A 15,318-nucleotide genomic window follows, 5' to 3' on the forward strand; every position below is an offset into this window, starting at 1 on the left:
CGATTCAGTCTGCGGGGCGGCAAAACTCACTGCGCAGCAAGCTGCTCCGTTCAAACACGTTGCCGCAAGTCAGATCACGATGCAACGCTGTCCTGCGGCAGCGTTGCCCGTAGCCTGAACCGCGTGCCGCTGGCGCGGACACACGGGTGGAAGCGGGAGCGGACGGCCTGCATGAGTTGTGAAGGAATTGGCTTCTGGCACTTATCTAGCTTGCGGTAACAGCTATGAAATCTGCACTAAGCTATCCCGCACCCGGTCTTGCCCCTTGTGCCCACGCCTGCGACGACGAGTTCTTGGGGCTGGCAGTTGCACCGCAGAGTGCAACTGCATCGCCATCAAATTTGCGGCCGTTTGTCTGAACGGAGTGCCACAGGCACGCAGTGAGTTGGGCCGCAAAGCACCAAGAGCTTGACGACGCAGGTCGCCCGCAGCGAAGCGCAGGGACGGGTGCAGCAGGGGCCAGCTCTTTGGCTACTTTCTGGCAGCAGAAAGTAGCTCGGCTGGCGGGCCTAGACCCACCCTCTGTCCATCAATCAAGCATGCCGCTGGCATCGCTCACACAACACAAACAATCTGCCATTGCCACCAAGTAGACATCAAGCCAAATCAGCCTCCAGCCCAATCCCATTAAGCGCAAGCAGCTATCAAAACAGCGCTTTTTTGGTCGTACACGACAGAGGCCGGGTCTCTCCCCGGCGAGCGAGTTACCTTTCTTGCTCGCACAAGAAACGTAACCCAAAGATTGCGACCCGACTGTCTGCGTCCCTGCGCTTCGCTCCGGGCAAACCTGCGTCACGCAATTCTGACTGCGGTGCGGCAAAACTCGCTTTGCGCTGCGCGCGCCGCTCAAACACGTTGCCGCAAGTCAGGTCACGAAGCAACGCTGTCCTGCGGCAGCGTTGGCCGCAGCCTGAATCGCGTGCCGCAGGCGCTGACACACGGGTGGATGCGGGGGCGGACGGCCTGCGAGAGTTGTGACGAAATTGGCTTCTAGCGCTTATTAGGGTTGCGGTAACAGCTATCAATTTCACTCTGATCTATCCCGCGCCCGGTATTGCCCCTTGTGCCCACGCCTGCGACGGCAAGTTCTTGGGGCTGGCAGTTGCACCGCAGAGTGCAACTGCTTCGTGCCCTGACTTGCGGCAACTTGTTTGAACGGAGCGCCAAAGACACGAAGTGAATTTTGCCGCACAGCCCCAAGAGCTTGACGGCGCAGATTGCCCCGTAGCGAAGGGGTCGTGGGTAGCTGGAGCTGTGTTCTTTGCTTACTTTCTTGCACAAGCAAGAAAGTGAGTCGGCAAGGCGGGCCGAGACCCGCCCTCTGCCAGATAAATAGGCATGTCGTTCAAAAGCAAATTAGCCTCAAGCGCAACTAGCTATCAAAAATCAACCTCCACCCGGCGGAACCCTAAACCCCTCCGTCACCCGCCGCTCAGCCCACCCCAGCCACAGGCACACCGCTTGTTTGCTGCGCTGCCACAGGCTTTCTGCCTCTGGCTGCGCAGCAATATCGCGCTCGTCATGAGGGCTCAAGAACTGAGGCAAATGGAGTTTGGCACTTTTGCCATCGTTTGTTTGGTTTTTCATGATGCGCCAATGCTCTCCACTGGCATAACATCCGTAAAGTTGAATGTTCTGAATAGTCAATTCAGAAAATCTGACTCAAAGCGAATTGATCCTCCATGAGAAACCTCAACCTCGACCAGTTGCAGACGCTGATTGCCATTGCCGACCTGGGCACGTTTGCTGCGGCTGCGCAAACGCTGCACCTGTCACCGCCCACTGTGAGCCTGCACATCAAGGAGCTGGAGTCGCGCATGGATGCGCAGTTGCTGCTGCGCGGGCGCAAGCAGACCGAGCTGACGGCAGCAGGCCAGGTGCTTGTGGAGCATGGCCGCAAGCTGCTGCAGGCCAGCGACGATTTGGTGGAGCGTGTCCAGCGCCGCGCCAGCGGGCGCGAGGGGCTGGTGCGGGTGGGCGTATCTGCTGGAGTGAGCACCTGGCTGCTGCCGCTGATGCTGAATGCGCTGCAGCAGCGCAGCCCGGACGTGGAGGTGAGGCTGGAGGCCGTGGGTTCGGCAGAGTCCATGCAACTGCTGGCGGCGGGCGCATTGGATGTGTGCATTGTGGCCAGCCCGCAGCCAGCGCAGGCAGGTATTGTGATCACGCCCTGGCGGCTGGACAGCATCGTCGCTCTGCTGCCCGCCGATTGGAATCCGCCCGAGCGCATAAGTGCTGAGTGGCTGTCGCAGCGGCGCTGGTCGGCGTTTTCCGCGCCCACGCATATGCAGCAGCAAATTGCCAACTGGTTTGGGCAGGCGGGCTATACGCCCCGCCCTTTTATGGCGTTTACCAATACTGGCGCGCTTAAAAGCCTGGCACTGGCCGGCCAGAGTGCGGTGCTGCTGCCCCGCGAGGAAGTGCAGGATTTAGAGCCGCTGCCGCAGGTGCAGATTCGCCCGCTGCAGCCCACGCTGCTGCGCCCCTTGGCCGTGGCCCACCGTCAGGACCTGGCACTCAACCCCGCCATTTCCCCCGTGCTGGCGGTACTGAGCGAGTTTGCCAACCTGAACGTGCAGAAATAGCAGCCAAATTGCGTTAAGCCCATATGCTGCTTACGGCAGCAGCTATCAAAACTCCCCCCTTTACCTGCCTGAAACGGCGCAAAAACCTAGCTGTGATGTAAGCCGTGCTCACCTTTTTTACCGTTAGCGGCTGGCTTTCAATGCTGGGTTTTCAGCTTCCTGAATTTCTTAAAACCCACATGCAAAAACTGCTTGCGATGCTGACTCTGCCTTTGATTCTGATTGCCGCCCCGCTCTCCAGCGGGCCGGCAATGACGACCACGGCCCCCATGAGGGCAAGCAGAAGTTCCGGGAAGGTCCTTGCAAGGTGGAGCGCGAGTGGAAGAACGACGGCGAATACTAAGAAAATTGCGAGTGCAGGCGGCACTGAGCGTCGCCAGCCCGGCTTGAAAGCTCAGCCCTGATAAGCCCGCCAGCGCGCATCCATCAAGCACTGGCGTTCTTTTTTGATAGCAACGTGCGATGCGGCTCGGCCCGTTTAAGCCTGCACCGCCACAAAGCCGGGACTGCGCTGCAAGCGCTGCATCACGGCCTGGGCATTGGGCAGTTGTCGCAGGGGGATGAAGAAGATGGCATCGGGGCTGGAGTTCGCAGCGGGCGTGATCTGCAGCATGCCCTGGCGCTCGAAGATGATGCCGATGCGGCTGGCGTCGTCATAGGCGGCGGCTAGCTGCAGATCGCCCTGCTGCAGCTGTAGCCCGTTTTCATCGAATGTGGCCGCGCAAGCCAATTGCGGCTGGCCTTTGAAGATCTGCTGCTGCACCATCTCGATCACCGACTGGCGCGAGACCGTGCGGCGGGCTCCCATTTCGTACATGCGCTGCTTGATATTCCAGTGACTGGCGTAAAAAAGCACACCCAGCAGCAACATGAGCCCAAAACAGATTTGCGTGCCTAGGCCTTTCTGAATGGTGGCAGCGACCAGCGCCAGCAGGGGCACGGCCGCAATGGAGGCGAGCCGGATTTTCCGCCACACGCCTGTTTTGCTTTTCAGAACGGCGTCCGAGGCATCGCGCTGCGCCAGCATGGTGCGCTGTACATCGTCGCGCTGCAGCGTAAAACGGGTCTGGCTGATCACATTCACGGGCATTAGCTTTTGGGTAAAAGTCTGGGATTTTAAGGCCGCGATGCAGAGCGCTTCCTCACCTAAAAAGCAAGAGAGCCGCTCATTTCAGGCTGCGATGGCGGGTGTTTCAGCAGCATGAATAGGCGAGGCCATTTCTTTGGTTACACCAGCACCCCTATTACGCCTGAACCTACCAGACCAACGGGTTCGCCGGCACGCTCAAAAGCTTGGCTGCGGCTTGCCAGAGCACCGCAGGCCCTGTCAGCGCAGCTTGATCCACTTGCGCCCATCGCGCGAGCGATAGGTTCCGCCCGTGGCACAGCAACCGCCTGCACCAAATGCCATACGGCCCAGCACGACGGTCAACTCGCCAGCCTTGAAGTCAATGGACTGGCGATCGCAAGATGTCCAGAAGGGGTAAGGCTCGGGTGCCAGCACGCTCTCCCAGTGAACCTCGCCCTGCTCACGCGGCTCGACCCGGTACACCTCACAGTCGTGCACCAGCAGCACGGTGGGCTTCCCAGCCAGGTCGCCGCGAAAAATATGCTCAGGCAGCGCATCACGCGTAACCTTCGCCTGCTCGCTGAGAGGGGCCTGGGCAGGCTGGCCGTTGTCCCCACGCAGGTCGCAGCCCGACATGCCCGTCAACGCAAGCAAGCAAACAAAGGTCAGTGAAGGTTGAAAGCGCATGCCCTGCAGTATGCCCTGCCGTTCTGGCATGGGCCGTAGCGCACGGGCGAGCGTGATGGGTTGGCACCATGGGGACACCTTCTCCGAAAGGTAGTATCTGCATGTAAGCTGCGATTCATCGTATTAAGAATCGCCACGTCTGGCCTGCACCAGGCCCGCATACCTATCACCGTTGTTCTCGAAAAGGAAGATTGGATGAAAGTTCACATGCCGCGTATCCGCCCCCAGCTGGCCGCCCTACTACTAACCGCCTCTGGCATTGCCGCCACCACCAGCGCCTGGGCCTGCACAAGGCTGGTCTTTCTCGGCGCAGAGGGCCAGGTGATGACGGCACGCTCCATGGACTGGAAAAGCGACATCGTCAGCAATCTCTGGGTGCTGCCGCGCGGCATGGAGCGCAGCGGACAGACGGGGCCCAACACGCTGCGCTGGAAGTCCAAGTACGGCAGCGTCATCACTTCGGGCTATGACATCTCGACCACTGACGGTGTCAATGAGGCCGGTCTGAACGCCAATCTGCTGTGGCTGGTGGAATCGCAATACCCAAAATTTGACGACAAGAGCAAGCCTGGGCTGACGATTGCGGCCTGGGCGCAATATGTGCTGGACAACTTCGCCAGCGTGAAGGAGGCCGTGGCCGCACTGGAGAAGGAGCCTTTCACCATCGTCTCTGACAATGTGCCCGGCGAAAATCGCCTGACCACGCTGCATCTGTCCATATCGGATGCCAGCGGCGACAGTGCCATCGTCGAGTACATAGCCGGTAAACAGGTCATTCACCATGGCCGCGAGTACCAGGTGATGACCAATTCGCCCACTTTCGATCAGCAGCTGGCGCTCAACAGTTACTGGCAGCAGATCGGCGGCACGACCATGCTGCCCGGCACCAACCGTGCTGCCGACCGCTTTGCGCGGGCCTCGTTCTATGTGAATGCCATTCCCAAAGAGCCGAACCCCGACAAGGCGCTGGCCAGCGTGTTCAGCGTGATCCGCAATGTCTCGGTGCCCTACGGTATCAGCACGCCGGGCCAGCCCAATATCTCGTCAACCCGCTGGCGTACCGTGTTTGACCACCAGCGCCAGCTGTATTTTTTCGAATCGGCGCTGACGCCCAATACCTTCTGGGTAGACCTCAAGGCCCTGGACTTCAGCCCGCAAACCGGCAAGGTCATGAAGCTGGACCTAGGCACGGACCAGAGCCATACCTATTCGGGCAATGCCACGAAGCAGTTCAAGCCCTCAGCGCCTTTTCAGTTTCTTGGCATCTGAGATCTGAACGATCTTCAATAAAAATAGCGGCCAGCGCTTGATACATCAGCGCTGGCCGCTATGGTTTTCAATGAGTAGCGCTAAACAGCCTTGGCTCCCACTCGCTCGCGCAGCGAGGCCATTAGCTCGGTCGGCAAAAACTTGAAGGCCAGTTGCAGCAGCAAGAAGCCGATCATGCCGTCGTCCAGCCAGCCCAGAATGGGAATGGTGTCAGGCACAAAATCGATGGGGCTGATAACGTACAGCGCCGCCAGCAAGGTAACGAGCTTGGCCGCCTTGGGCGAGCGCGGATCGCGCAGCACGGCCCAGGCGAGCCGTAGCTCTTTGCGAAAGATTGTCAGCAGACGACCCAGTCTCCACATGGCAGTCACTCCTTCAAAAGTGAAAAACACCAAGCCTTAACGTGCGGCCAGCGCTGGGGGTGACAAGAGCGCCCCTTTATTTTGCGGTCGCAGAATGTATCTGTGCTTTTAAGCCAAATAGGGCTGTAGCGCTTTATAGACAATCGACTACAGCTCTTTATTCAGTAGCAAATCTGAGGTTTTGGCCGACGATGGGGTTCAGCGGGGTCGCACCGTGAACTGGTCAAAGTGAAGACGTTTTTGGCATGGCTGAGGGCCGAAGCAGGGATGATCCATGTCTGAATCGAATGTTCAGAAGCGTTCCCTGGAAGTAGCCAAGCGCCGCCCTTGAAAAGAATTGCGGAACAAAGAATTGCGGAATAACGAAGGCGCTTATCGGCTTTCTTTCATTCGAAGGGACAAGAGCCAACTCTTCAGCATGGCCGCCGCAGGGCGCAAATCTGCTCCTTTGGCGTGAATCACGTAGTAGCCTTTGCCGACGCTCAGTGGCAGCTTGAGCGGCTCACAAAGCGTTCCGTCGCGAATCTCAGTTTCAGTCAATATGGCACTGCTTAACACGACCCCTTGACCATGTCGCGCAGTCTCGATGGCCAATATAGACTGATCGAAGTGCTGCTGACCAGGTATGGCCGCGATCTGTTTATCAGTGAGTTGACTGAACTGGTGAAACCATGCCTGCCAGTGCGGCTGCAATGTGGTGTGCAACAGGGTTGCCCGAACCAAGTCTTCTGGAGTTTTAAGGCGCAGCTTGCGGGCGTATTCGGGAGAGCAGTACAAACGGGCCTCATCGCTGTACAGCAGCGCCACATCCAAACTGGGGTCGTGTCCGTCAAAGTAGCGAATTGCAAGATCAACCCGGTCCCGATCAAAGTCAATCAAAGCAGTATCTGCGCTGAGGTGCAGCGATGTTCCGGGGCACTGAGCTAGAAACCCCTCCATACGAGGCGCGAACCACTTGGCGGCCAAGGTTGGCGGCATGGACAACCAGACTTCATTGACGTGGCTTAGCCGAAGCTGATCGCTCGCCTGCTGGATACGGGCTAGCGCGGGTTTGATGCTGGCCCAATACTTAAGAGCTTCGGCAGTCGGGCGCAACTGTCGAACCGTTCGGATAAAAAGGGGTACCCCAACCCAATCCTCAAGCTTCTGAATCTGTTGCCCGACAGCGCCGGGAGTCACATGCAGCTCACTTGCAGCGAGGGTGAGGCTGTGATGCTTCATCACAGCATCAAAAACAATCAGTGCTTTGATCGGTAAAACGGACTTCATGAGATAGATTTTCTGCTTTGTATGAAAGCTTAAATCAGTTGTGGAAGGCTGTGGCACTCAGGAGAATCGAACATTGACCATAGCGGCGTTTCGTTCGAAACAAGCTTCTCCTTCCTAGCGATTCCATACATGACAAATCGGAAATTTTGGACTCTCGTATTGGTGGCCTCAGCAATCCTGATGGTCACCATGGGGGCGAGACAATCCATGGGGCTTTTTCTATCTCCTCTGAATACCCATACTGGTCTTGGCATCGCCAACATCAGTTTCGCCATGGCTGTTGCACAGCTGGTATGGGGTGCAGTGCAACCCATTTTCGGCGCGGTTGCGGATCGCTGGGGCCCCGGCCGGGTGATAGTCCTGGGTGCATTGATGTTGGCGGCAGGCTCTGCATTGACGACGCAGGTCACCAGCCAGTGGGGCCTGATTTTCGCCGTGGGACTGCTGAGTGCTGCAGGTGCTGGAGCCGGAAGTTTTTCTATTCTGATTGGTGCCACAGCGCAGCGCATTCCAGCAGAGCGACGCTCCTTTGCTGGAGGCGTCATCAATGCGGGAGGGAGCATGGGACAGTTCATTTTCGCGCCCTTGAATCAGGCCGTCATGTCGGCCTTTGGATGGATGAGTGCCATGTGGATGATGGCGGTCGTGGCGCTCACCACGGCGCCGATGGCTTGGTGGTTGCGCAAGACACCCACGCAGGCAGCGGCAGGCTCTGCTGTCCCTGACACGATTACTCTTCGCCAACAGCTCTCTATCGCGTTTCGCGACAAAAGCTACTGGTGTCTGCACGCCGGGTTCTTCACTTGCGGTTTTCATATCGCATTCCTGGTGACCCACATGCCCGGAGTGGTCGATCTGTGTGGTTTGAGCCCGAGCGTGGCGTCCACATCGCTGGCAATCATTGGTCTCTCGAACGTCTTCGGTAGTCTCATGGCCGGAGCATTGGGCTCCCGAGTACGCATGAAGATGATTCTCTTCTGGATGTACGCCTCGCGTGCTGTGGCAGTGGTTCTGTACATGGCCGCACCGAAAGAGCCCTGGACGTTCTACATCTTCGCGGCCGTCTTGGGAGTCACCTGGCTCGCCACCGTGCCGCCGACTGCGGGGCTTACCGGAAAGCTGTTTGGCGCCCGGTATCTCGGAACCCTCTTCGGACTGACGCTGTTGAGCCATCAGCTTGGTGGATTCCTCGGTGCCTGGCTGGGTGGGGTGGCGGTCGTACAAACCGGCAACTACGAATGGATGTGGTGGGCTGACGCCGCCCTCGCCCTGGCTGCCGCATTCGTCAACTTGCCAATCAAGGAAGCCAAGCCCAGCGCGAGAGCGGTACCGGCGTAGTAGCCATAGGAAACAAGACACTTCACCCCGAGGTCCCTCGCAGGCAGGGGGATCTCGCCCCTGCCTGAGGCTTATGCAGCCGACTCGAGGTGATCACCTGCCCCTCGTCGGTAGCCCAGGACGTGACCAATCGGATCACCGAGCTATCGTCGTCAGCCTTGCCCCACACGTAGAAAGCAAAGTGCTGTTGCAGGGCCGCGATGACGGGATTCGGGAGCAACGGGAACAGTTGGTTTGTTTCTGTCTCTGCGGACAGTTTGTAGCCAGCAGACAGGATGCCTTCCGCGAGCTTCGCCGCCATGGCATTTGCGTGCTGCGCGAGGGATGAGCCAAGGTGTAGGTCGCTCCCGTTTCGCTGGCGTTGGAAAGATAGATCATCCGTGGCTTTGCCATGTGCGGAAAATGCACATTGCTTGCCAGGGCAGCTTCAATGGCCTCAGTCTTGAGCTTGCCGTTGACTGGAGGAACGATAATGAGCTTGTGTCCAGTTGCCTCGATAGCGCCAGCCTCTCGCACAACGATATGCCCCGAGCCCACGGCAATCACAGCCTCATAAGGTCACAGGCAGCTTGAAAGCGAAATCGGTCCAGATTGACCAGTGCTGCCAGCTCTTCAAGCACTATCTTTTCGGCAAGATGCGCTTCCATTAAGTCCCGCAAGCGCTGAAGTTGTAATGGTGTCAGCCACCCGGCGATCACCTGGGGCGCAGGTTGGTGCAGTCGCGCAAACAGGGAGTCGAACAAGTCGATGAGTTGGGTTTTCGCCTCCAGCGGCTCGGCCAAAGATCCACCTATGGTGTTGTGTAGCCTGAGAAGTTGACCTGCGAACCCTGAGTCCTGAGGCACAACGGCAGCTTGTGAAGGGATAGTGAGGTTCGAAACAAAAATCGGCGAACCTGGCCGCGCTCAATACAGGGCCAAGAATAGCTGTGGCATGACTGTATTGGACTTCTTCACGCACAGCTGGGCCTCGAAAAGGTTAAACCAATGCTGCTAGACCGAGAATGTCTCAGAACCGGGCTCGTCACTCTATATACGGTCTGTCTATAGGTAGAGGAGCACGGTTGCCAATGCATGACTGCATTGCGGTGTACTCCATCCGTTCGAATCATGCGAAATCGAGCGTCAAGCTCGAGACGCATGTCTTCATCACGCGCTATGGGGCTAACTTCTCCCGCAAGGTAGCCAATATTTCTTCAGAAAGAACCGGGTTGCCCGCTGCTGTGGCACGAGCAAGGACCAATGCACCAACCATGCTGCTGAGCGTCACGATAGTCTCAGTGCGTTTGGTCACTTCATCACCTTGAAGCACGCTCATAAAACGTTGAATGTTGCGCTCCACCCCCTGTGCAAAAACCTCTGACATTTCCGGCCCCGCCCTTGCGGCATCTGCTGCTAATGCCGCTGCAGGGCAACCCTCTCCAGGGTGGTCGCGGTGGGTCACAGAAAGATAGCCATGTACCAATGCACGGAGGCAGTGTGCAGATGAGCCATCTGCCTCTGGCGACGCCAACCCTTCCAGGGGCGTGATCGTCCACTCAAATGCGCGCAAACATGCCTCGCGCGCAAGAGCATCCTTTGACTCGAAATGTCGATACAGCCCACCGTGCGTCAATCCTGCATCGCGGGTGATTTCAGCCACGCCCACGCCATCCAGGCCCTTTTCTCGATAGAGGCGCGCAGCGGCATCCACGATTCCCTCGCGATTTTCGGCGGCCTGTGCTTTGCTCACTTTCATACGTTAGATGATACCCATCATCAAAACTCATTTATGATTGCGATCATCATCAATAAAGTTGTGCTCAGTCCCTAGCGGAGCCTGAGCTTGACAAGCGAAAGGTGCAGCATGGAACGTCGGGTAGTCATCACCGGCTTGGGCTTGGTATCTCCTCTAGGATGCAATGTGGAGTTGGCTTGGCAACGCCTGCTTGCTGGTGAGTCGGGGGTGCGTGCCTTGAATGCTGATGTGGGTGAAGGTACAGGTGTCTCCATCGCTGGGCGGGTGCCAAGCCAGGAGGAAGACCCGCTAGCGGGGTGGAGCGCCGAAGCGGTCATCTCGACAAAGGAGCTACGCCGCATGGACCGCTTCATTGCATTTGCATTGGGCGCTGCAGACCAGGCTCTTGCACACGCAAAGTGGGTCCATCCAACCGCCGAGCAGCAAGAGCGCGCGGCGACCATCATCGGCTCCGGTGTGGGCGGCTTTGGCACCATTGCTGAAGCAGTGCGTACCACGGATGGCAAAGGGCCCCAGCGTTTGTCTCCGTTCACCGTACCAGCCTTCCTGGCCAATCTGGCTGCGGGACAGGTGTCGATCCGGCACCAGCTCAAAGGAGCGTTAGGGGCACCGGTGACGGCCTGTGCAGCCAGCATCCAAGCCATTGGCGATGCGGCACGTTTAATTCGCAACGACGAAGCGGATATGGCGCTCTGCGGCGGTAGCGAAGCCACTATTGACCGGGTGGCGCTAGGCAGCTTTGCTGCAGCAAAAGCGGTGACGAACTACTGCGACGGAGACCCTTCAAAGGCCTCTCGGCCCTTTGACCTAGCTCGGGACGGGTTTGTCATGGCCGAAGGTTCGGGTCTGCTGGTGTTGGAAGCACTCGATCATGCATTGGCGCGCGGTGCCATGCCGTTGGCCGAGGTTGTCGGCTATGGCACCTCTGCTGATGCATACCACGTCACCTCCGGGCCGGAGGATGGATCTGGCGCGGCACGATCGATGCGTGCTGCGTTGCGCCAGGCACAGTTGCAACCTTCTGATATTCAACACCTGAATGCGCACGCAACCTCCACTCCCGTGGGGGACCGAGGGGAGCTTGCAGCCATTCGTCAAGTGTTTGGCGCAAGGTCTGGCCCCTCTATCACGGCCACCAAATCCGCATTGGGTCACATGCTGGGTGCTGCAGGCGGGGCTGCCGCTATCTTCACCGTATTGGCCTTGCGTGATCAGGTTGCCCCACCGGTGCTCAATCTGGTACATCCAGACCCTTTGGCTGACGGCCTGGACCTGATCGCAGGGAGTGCAAGAACGCATGCAATAGAGCACGCCATGCTCAATGGATTTGGTTTTGGTGGTGTAAATGCGTCGTTAGTTTTGAAGCGATTTACAGCATAAATCATACCTTTAGCAAAGCCCTCGGTACATCACTTATCTAGCTTCTGAACTGTCTATCTGACTTGTTGCCAGAATGACCGGATATGACAGCAGATGACCGATATTGTGAACACACGGATATGCTAGGAAGTGGACACCCCGATATGCTGCCCCAACCAGAGCAGTCTACGAGGCCCGCAAGTGAATGCTACTGGACTGAGCAGGCGTTGCCTATGGTCGAGGTTGCGTTAGCCTTGAGGCATCTGGCTCATGTCCATGAACATGATTTCCCAGACGTGACCGTCTACGTCCTCAAAGCTACGCCCATACATGAAGCCGAGGTCTTGCAAAGGGTTCACGTCTGCCTTGCCGCCGTGAGCGGAAGCGGCTGCAACCATGTTGTCAACTGCCGCGTGGTCGTCGGCGCTCAGGCACAACATGACTTCGCTGGCAGCGTGGGCGTCGACAATAGGCTTTTGGGTGAAAGTAGCCCACTTCGGGTAAGTGAGCAGCATCACGTAGATGCTGTCGGAGACAACCATGCAGGCGGCGGTGTCGTCGCTGAACTGCGGGTTGTTGACTGCGCCGATTGCTTCATAAAAGGACTTAGCCTTGGGTAGGTCAGCGACGGGCAGGTTGACGAAGATTTGCTTGGGCATTTGAGACTTTCAAGGTCTGCGTTGAGAGAGAATCTTCAGGCATTGGCGACCGATGTCAACAGCTCGTTCAGGCACTACAAGCTGGATTTGCAGCCGTCTTCCTGCCCAGAGTCGCGATGGCGTCCCAACCATAGTGCACCAGTGTCGGAGCTGGCAAACAGCCTATTAGGACATCATATCTAGTTGCACCAGTGTCAGCTAACTGCATTTGCTGTCGCTTAGTTGGCTGGCTGACAATGCCGCAACCAGCCTGAAACAGCCCTTAAGCACCAACTTCGGCTTTGCCGCGATTTCCGCCGCTCGTAGCCGCATTGCGACCTATCGGCGACGTTCCATCCTGGAAGCTCGGCGTTCTGTCCGTGCGGAATCCAGAGTGCATCATTCGATGCGATATAGGCTGCCGAAGCCGCCTCCTTCCACGGATGTGCTGCCGATGCAGCTAGGCATCGGTAGACCCTGCCCCCATTCTGCGGCCAATACCTGCACGTCATGCATAGGATCGGACGCCTTGGCACGTTCATTGCGGATGCGACAGGTTTCAGGATCGGTGGCAAACAATCCGCGTGCGAAGACTCGGCCCTGTTCCGCCAGCCTTGCGGTTTTTGTGGCGCGGATTTTTGCGAACGCCTGGAAGACCTCGTCCAGGCCGCCGCTCGCGCTATCCAGGCATCGGGCCAAATGCCACGCATCCTCCAGTGCCTGGCAGGCACCTTGCCCCGATGTAGGCAACGGCGCGTGTGCAGCATCTCCAACCAGCAGCACATTCGCCCGCCTCCATGCATTCAGCGGCTCCAGGCCATGCACCGTAATCAGCCGGATGGCATTCACGGGCGTCGCCAGGATGATGCGCGCGACCGGTTCAGGCCATTCGGCGAACAAATCTTCGACCTCATTGCGCATATCTGCGGCGGGTATGGCTTCAGACAGAGGCCGCGCCTGCGCTGCAGCCCAATACACCAGGTCGGGGCGAACCGACACGCATCCGAAGCGCTCCCCCCCCAAGAAATCCTGAATCGCCATATCGCCCGCCAGCGCATCCGGCCCCTGCGCCACGCCGATCCAGTTCACAAAGCCTTGATAGCTTGGCGTGTTGTAACCCGCAACAAACTTGCGCGCCACTGAATCCATGCGACCGTCGGCGCCGATGAGTAGATCCGGGCGGGTGCTCGCACCGTTCTCGAAATGGACCACGGCCTTGCCGTAGGCATCCAGCTCAATAGCCACCGCCCTGTGTCCGAACTCCACCGGAATCCCTGCCCGTGCCGCATGGTCCAGCAACACCTCCTGCAAGTGCCTACGTAGCACCGTGTAGGTTGGGTATCCCATCGTCCGGTCCAGCAAGGCGATATCGAGACCTCCCAATGCATTGTCCTGGCGGCGCATTGTCATTGGCCGACCGCCAATGGCCTCAATGTCTTGCAGCAGCCCCAGTTCTTTCAACACAAAGCTGGCATTGGGCCAAAGCGTCACACCAGCCCCCATGGTTGACGGCTGCGCTCGGCGCTCATAGACCCGAGGGGTGTAACCCTGCTTGCGCAAAGCCAATGCCACGCTTACGCCCGCGATGCCGCCGCCAAGTATTCCAATTTTCATGCTGAATCTCTCCTGTTGTTACGGCGCCCGATGCACGGCACAGCTGTGTCGCATCGGACAAAAGGACATATTAGATTTCGCCACTGCATATAACTAGCATGTAAAAATTGAAGTCTTTCATATCTCAAATAGGACAATCAATGCGCGATGCACTCGATCTGAATGCGGTCCGAGTCTACGCAGCAGTCGTCGATGAACAGAGCTTCACTGGCGCATCGCGCCTGTTGGCCATGCCCTCGTCCAATGTCAGCCGCCATGTCGCCGCGCTGGAGCGCAAACTCGGCACACGCCTGTTGGAGCGAAGCACCCGCCATTTGCGCATGACGGAAGCCGGCCGACTGCTCTACGAACGCGCCAAGCCCTTGCTCGATGCCCTGCTCTCCGCGCAGGAAGAGCTTGGTGCGGTGCAGCGCGAACTGCGTGGTCCTCTGAAGATGTGCATGCCTAGCGAGGGACCAAGACTGCTGGCTCCCATCCTCGCCGAATTCTGTAGCCTCCATCCGGGGATCGAGCTCGAATGCGACACCCGGATGACCGGACTGGAAGTGCTTCGAGAGGACATCGACCTTTCCATCGTCTTCCACCGGGGTCATCAGGAAGACAGTGCCTTCATCACCCGTCAACTCGCCACACTGCCCAGCATCGTGGTTGCCGCGCCCTCCTTGCTGGCCAAGACCGGCATGCCAAGCCATGTGCGCGAGCTGAGATCTCTGCCCTGCATCACCACCCTCAGTGCACTAAAGGGGCAGCCCTGGCAGTTTCAGGACGACGCGGGCGAAATCGTCAAAGTTCCGGTTCGCAGCCGTTACCGCGTCAACAGCGGAGAGCTGGCCGTGGCAGGCGCACGGCAAGGCATCGGCTTTGCGATTGTGGCGGCCTACCCCTGCCAGGAAGACCTTGCTGCGGGCCGATTGCAGGAGGTGTCACTGGACCTGCGTCCTGCGCCCCTGCAATTGCTGGGCGCATACAGCCATCGACACTCCGTGACTGCGCGTGTCCGGGCGCTGCTGGAATTGATACAGCTGCGGTTGGCTGGATTGGAGGAGTACTCCCATGGATCCCAAACCTCATGAGACGGCCTAGGATTGAAGTAGCGCACCGGGCTCAAAGTGGAGTTTTTCGGAGCGAAAGCTGTCGCTCGGTATGACTTTTTCAATGTCAGTTTCTGGCCGAGTTTAGCTGACCAAAACTGGCGGGCAAGTTAACCATCACTTTGACCTGAAGAAGTCCAACCAGAATCGCGGTCTACGGGATCTGCAATCTGTATTTGCATCATTTTTTTGCTGATTCTATGGAAGTGACAGTGGCGTACTGTACTGACGCCACTTTGCAGAAATAAGGTTGGCAAACTGCTTTTGTTAGCCGACATACCTTATCTGGCTTCCTCTAAG

Annotated in this window: 14 protein-coding genes; 5 read left to right on the forward strand and 9 right to left on the reverse strand. The window is 58.1% G+C overall.

From position 1 onward, the window contains the following. Window positions 1-1,682: 1,682 nt before the first annotated feature. Window positions 1,683-2,585 carry a LysR family transcriptional regulator gene (locus CLU84_RS09795; RefSeq protein WP_099737007.1) on the forward strand — a complete coding sequence of 301 codons (903 nt, stop codon included), beginning with the start codon at window positions 1,683-1,685 and terminating at the stop codon, window positions 2,583-2,585. 478 nt (window positions 2,586-3,063) lie between these two features. Here the strand turns inward: CLU84_RS09795 and CLU84_RS09805 are convergent, their stop codons facing one another. After that, window positions 3,064-3,675, reverse strand: coding sequence for a hypothetical protein (locus tag CLU84_RS09805; RefSeq protein WP_099737009.1), 612 nt, complete (start codon window positions 3,673-3,675; stop codon window positions 3,064-3,066). 237 nt (window positions 3,676-3,912) lie between these two features. Then, window positions 3,913-4,341 carry a hypothetical protein gene (locus CLU84_RS09810; RefSeq protein ID WP_099737967.1) on the reverse strand — a complete coding sequence of 143 codons (429 nt, stop codon included), beginning with the start codon at window positions 4,339-4,341 and terminating at the stop codon, window positions 3,913-3,915. Window positions 4,342-4,536: 195 nt separating this feature from the next. Here CLU84_RS09810 and CLU84_RS09815 point away from each other — a divergent pair, with 195 nt between their 5' ends. Beyond that, a complete protein-coding gene (locus tag CLU84_RS09815; RefSeq protein WP_099737010.1) occupies window positions 4,537-5,610 on the forward strand; it encodes a linear amide C-N hydrolase in 1,074 nt (357 codons plus the stop codon). Between the two features lie 80 nt (window positions 5,611-5,690). Here CLU84_RS09815 and CLU84_RS09820 read toward each other — a convergent pair whose 3' ends face one another. Both CLU84_RS09820 and CLU84_RS09825 read right to left on the reverse strand, forming a co-directional pair. Next, window positions 5,691-5,972, reverse strand: coding sequence for a YkvA family protein (locus CLU84_RS09820; protein ID WP_099737011.1), 282 nt, complete (start codon window positions 5,970-5,972; stop codon window positions 5,691-5,693). A gap of 372 nt (window positions 5,973-6,344) precedes the next feature. Then, the gene (locus CLU84_RS09825) at window positions 6,345-7,241 is read right to left on the reverse strand and encodes a LysR substrate-binding domain-containing protein (RefSeq protein WP_099737012.1); all 897 of its coding nucleotides are present in this window, start codon (window positions 7,239-7,241) and stop codon (window positions 6,345-6,347) included. Window positions 7,242-7,370: 129 nt separating this feature from the next. On the opposite strand from CLU84_RS09825, the gene CLU84_RS09830 reads away from it, so the two are divergent. After that, window positions 7,371-8,579, forward strand: coding sequence for an MFS transporter (locus CLU84_RS09830; protein ID WP_099737013.1), 1,209 nt, complete (start codon window positions 7,371-7,373; stop codon window positions 8,577-8,579). 135 nt (window positions 8,580-8,714) lie between these two features. Here the strand turns inward: CLU84_RS09830 and CLU84_RS09835 are convergent, their stop codons facing one another. The 3 genes from CLU84_RS09835 to CLU84_RS09845 all read right to left on the reverse strand — a co-directional run bounded on the left by CLU84_RS09835 (window position 8,715) and on the right by CLU84_RS09845 (window position 10,316). Further along, window positions 8,715-9,125 (reverse strand): hypothetical protein, encoded by a 411-nt coding sequence (locus CLU84_RS09835; protein ID WP_369826826.1) that lies wholly within the window; start codon window positions 9,123-9,125, stop codon window positions 8,715-8,717. Continuing rightward, entirely contained in the window at window positions 9,122-9,361 is a 240-nt protein-coding gene (locus CLU84_RS22185; RefSeq protein WP_199173784.1) for a helix-turn-helix transcriptional regulator, read from the reverse strand. The genes CLU84_RS09835 and CLU84_RS22185 overlap by 4 nt, the downstream gene beginning before the upstream one ends. A gap of 373 nt (window positions 9,362-9,734) precedes the next feature. Further along, window positions 9,735-10,316, reverse strand: a complete 582-nt coding sequence (locus CLU84_RS09845) for a TetR/AcrR family transcriptional regulator (RefSeq protein WP_099737014.1) — start codon at window positions 10,314-10,316, stop codon at window positions 9,735-9,737. Between the two features lie 108 nt (window positions 10,317-10,424). Between CLU84_RS09845 and fabF the strand changes: the two genes are divergently transcribed. Next, entirely contained in the window at window positions 10,425-11,696 is a 1,272-nt protein-coding gene (gene fabF, locus CLU84_RS09850; RefSeq protein WP_099737015.1) for a beta-ketoacyl-ACP synthase II, read from the forward strand. A gap of 227 nt (window positions 11,697-11,923) precedes the next feature. Here the strand turns inward: fabF and CLU84_RS09855 are convergent, their stop codons facing one another. Next, window positions 11,924-12,334, reverse strand: a complete 411-nt coding sequence (locus tag CLU84_RS09855; protein ID WP_099737016.1) for a VOC family protein — start codon at window positions 12,332-12,334, stop codon at window positions 11,924-11,926. 378 nt (window positions 12,335-12,712) lie between these two features. Next, a complete protein-coding gene (locus CLU84_RS09860) occupies window positions 12,713-13,927 on the reverse strand; it encodes an NAD(P)/FAD-dependent oxidoreductase (RefSeq protein ID WP_099737017.1) in 1,215 nt (404 codons plus the stop codon). 140 nt (window positions 13,928-14,067) lie between these two features. On the opposite strand from CLU84_RS09860, the gene CLU84_RS09865 reads away from it, so the two are divergent. After that, entirely contained in the window at window positions 14,068-15,000 is a 933-nt protein-coding gene (locus CLU84_RS09865) for a LysR family transcriptional regulator (protein WP_099737018.1), read from the forward strand. Window positions 15,001-15,318 lie beyond the last annotated feature (318 nt).

Origin of the sequence: Comamonas sp. 26 (assembly GCF_002754475.1) — a bacterium.
Taxonomy (GTDB): Bacteria; Pseudomonadota; Gammaproteobacteria; order Burkholderiales; family Burkholderiaceae_C; genus Comamonas.